Origin of the sequence: Zhenpiania hominis (assembly GCF_014333425.1) — a bacterium.
Lineage (GTDB): Bacteria > Bacillota > Clostridia > Peptostreptococcales > Anaerovoracaceae > Hominibacterium > Hominibacterium hominis.
In genome coordinates this window covers 1-2,500 of the sequence record NZ_JACRYT010000046.1, presented here as the reverse complement: position 1 = coordinate 2,500, position 2,500 = coordinate 1, and the positions used below count along the sequence as shown (strand labels likewise).

At 37.4% G+C, this 2,500-nt stretch carries 5 protein-coding genes; all 5 read left to right on the top strand.

Annotated elements, in window-relative coordinates; genetic code table 11:
- Positions 1-1,110: hypothetical protein (locus H9L42_RS16540; RefSeq protein WP_207735013.1), on the top strand; the 1,110-nt coding region annotated here is incomplete at its 5' end.
- 3 nt (positions 1,111-1,113) lie between these two features.
- Entirely contained in the window at positions 1,114-1,443 is a 330-nt protein-coding gene (locus H9L42_RS16535) for a hypothetical protein (protein WP_187304499.1), read from the top strand.
- Between the two features lie 154 nt (positions 1,444-1,597).
- On the top strand, positions 1,598-1,996 hold the full coding sequence (locus tag H9L42_RS16530; protein WP_187304498.1) for a hypothetical protein: 399 nt from the start codon (positions 1,598-1,600) through the stop codon (positions 1,994-1,996).
- A gap of 8 nt (positions 1,997-2,004) precedes the next feature.
- Positions 2,005-2,283: a phage holin gene (locus H9L42_RS16525; RefSeq protein WP_187304497.1), complete on the top strand. Its 279-nt coding sequence runs from the start codon at positions 2,005-2,007 to the stop codon at positions 2,281-2,283.
- Positions 2,276-2,500 (top strand): hypothetical protein (locus tag H9L42_RS16520; RefSeq protein WP_346726341.1); only part of this gene is annotated, 225 nt, incomplete at its 3' end. The genes H9L42_RS16525 and H9L42_RS16520, both read left to right, overlap by 8 nt.

The window sequence follows — 2,500 nt, the reverse complement described above, 5'->3', positions numbered from 1 at the left end:
GGAAGCGAAGGACAGATTCCTGCAATGAACTTTCCGGAAAGAATTGACGGGCTTGCGGGGAAGATGCAGATCGTGGATGAAAGCGGTGAGCAATATTCCGTTGTAAATATTTCAGAAGAAACAAATATTCTTCCAAGTAATGTTTCTGAAATTTGGGAAGACACAAGTCTAATTTTAAGCGAATCTACTATAATGAAAGAGGATCAGCTAAAGGTTGGAGAAGATGGATATATTTACTTTTCCGGTTATGTAGTAAGCCCGGACGGGCAAACAAAAAAATATGTTGGTTCTTTTAGTGATCATTTTGCTGTGTTTTCAGATGGCAGTTTTTGCATTGAAGGTGATGCTTTATCAACTTATTATAGAGACGTTATAAAGAAAAACAAAAATGGAAAAGAAATTTGGAGTCTTTCAATAGGAAGATATTCAAGCAGTAGAGAATATGATGTAACTTATTTTTCTACAGATTTAGACGACAATGTTTGTGTCGAATATGGAACTGGAACATCTTGGCATTGTATGAAAATTTCTAGTAGCGGTAAAAAAATTTTTGATGTATACACAGGAGTAAGCAACAGTTCTGATAATCTTTCAATAAGAATGAGTCCAATCGGAAGAATATATGTAATTGGTTCATATGATAGCAATTTAAAACTTCTTGAAGAATTATCTTCATCAGGAAAAACCACAATTAAAACGTTTGAAAATAGTTTGAATCCGTTTTTGTTTTTTGACAAAGAAGGTAATATTTTTGTTTATCCAAGCTATACAGATGCGAAATTGTATTATTTAGACCCGGACGGCAATGAAATTGCGACGTTTATTCTAATAAGTCCTTTGGATTATATAGTAGAAGATAACGGCGCTATTTATTGTCGTTTATCTGAATGTTACTATACTAAGCCGGTTTGTATTATGAACAAAAATGGAGAAATGCAACCTTTTTTTCAGACAACAAATTATTGCGAAAATATAATAATAAAAAATGGAAATTTAATAACAATCGATGGAGAATTTAACCAAAGTACACAAGATGCACATTTAAAAAAATATGCAATTGATGTAAACAAAGAAAAAATTGCTTATTTGCAAAAAAATCAGGAGGCTTAAACAATGGGAAAGAAGTTTATAAAAACTGAAAATACAAAAGTTGTATTCACTCACTTTATGCCGTTTGATGAAACTTATGGCTTGAAAAAAACAGAGGAAGAATTACTACAGGAAGGCTATCTGATTGACGAAATTCCGGAACCGGATCGGCAGGAAGGAAAAATCGCCGAGGCACATTACACGCCGGAACAAGGTTACTATTATGAATACGTGGATGCGCCGGAACCAAAGCCTCAGGGAGATATAGCAGCTCTTCGGGCAGAAGTTGATGAATTAAAAAGACAGTTAGAGTTGACACAGTCCGCACTGGATGCGGTAATCATGGGGGTGTAAAAAAATGGCAGCATATTTAGCAATGAGAATCCAGGCAGGGAAGTTAGAGTATAAAGCGGTTACGGAAAAGTATCCACAGTATAAAAATGATATTGACAATATTTTAAAAGTAGAGATCGCTTAGGCGGTCTCTTTTTTACAGAAGGGAAAAAGAATGGAACTTTCAGATATTATTTACATTGTTTGTTCAGCAGTAATGACTTTTTTAGTTGCGCAAGTTGGAATTTTTTTAAAAGACCTAAAAGAAAAAGAGAGAAAACGGGATGAAGAAAACAGAAAAAAACATGCTGAGATTGACCGTATCCGGTCCGCGAACTCAGAAGGAATAATGCTTGTGCTTCGATATATGTTAAAGCGATACCATACCGAATACACAATCCAGGAGAAAATCACCTACACGCAATATCAGGACTGGATGGACATCTATGCAGCATATAAAGCGCTTGGAGGTAACTCCATCGCAGAAGAGTGGAATGAGGACGTAGAGCAGCTGGAAAAATGTAACTCAACGTCAGATATGTCGCCGTTTGAGAAAATGTTAAGAAAGGAATAAGAGATAACATGGAAAAGAAAACAATCGTATCCGCTATTGTACAACTTTTAGTCGCATTGAATGAGGCTCTAATGGCATTTGGAATTACACAATTTCAAAACGTCACGACAGATAGCATCTATACCGTTGTGTCTACGATTGCGATGGTAGTGGCGTGGGGATACGGACTTTGGAAAAATCACAACTTTACGGACGCAGCCTGTCAGGCGCAGGGATATTTGGATATCCTGAAAGGCAAAGCAGAAGACAACAAAGTAGCAGAAATAGGGGAAGGTGAAGATGAGTAAGACATTTCGGCAATATGACAGCCGGTGGGGAAAGAAAAAATACCCTCCCGGCTCATCCTGCACGATGAGCGGATCTGGATGCGGGCCGACGGCGTGCGCGGATATTATCGTGAATAATAAAAAACATAAACATCGTACACCGAACAGCACTCGGGCATTTATGATTAAAAATGATTATGCCATCGCCGGAAACGGAACGGCGTGGGACGGAATTGAT

Bases quoted from the DNA above. Each gene is read 5' to 3' on its own strand.
- H9L42_RS16525 (WP_187304497.1), top strand. From the start codon at position 2,005: ATGGAAAAGAAAACAATCGTATCCGCTATTGTACAACTTTTAGTCGCA.
- H9L42_RS16530 (WP_187304498.1), top strand. From the start codon at position 1,598: ATGGAACTTTCAGATATTATTTACATTGTTTGTTCAGCAGTAATGACT.
- H9L42_RS16535 (WP_187304499.1), top strand. From the start codon at position 1,114: ATGGGAAAGAAGTTTATAAAAACTGAAAATACAAAAGTTGTATTCACT.